1 protein-coding gene is annotated in these 207 nt (G+C 35.3%); it reads right to left on the bottom strand.

Features of this window, described 5'->3' with window-relative positions; all coding sequences use genetic code 11:
- Positions 1-15: 15 nt before the first annotated feature.
- The coding region (locus NE668_RS10300; RefSeq protein WP_256197033.1) for a hypothetical protein at positions 16-207 on the bottom strand (192 nt) is incomplete at its 5' end.

Here is a 207-nt window from a genome sequence, read left to right as displayed (position 1 = left end):
AATGTGTTCGCTCCTTTATTTTAAATCTTTTTTCTTGAAAATCCAAACACCTGCACCGGTTGTAAGGACAATTATTGCTAAGGAATATATAGGTAATCGTGTTAAATTGACAGGCTGCATTGTTGAACATTGAATTGCCTGACCACCTGGATTGACATCATAAAAGAATTGTACAATTTCTCGTTTTGTTCCGTCCGAATATTTTGG

Source organism: Veillonella parvula (assembly GCF_024461875.1).
Classification (GTDB): Bacteria; Bacillota; Negativicutes; order Veillonellales; family Veillonellaceae; genus Veillonella; species Veillonella parvula_I.
Note: the sequence above shows the minus strand (reverse complement) of the source record. Positions and strands in the feature narration are given on the sequence as shown.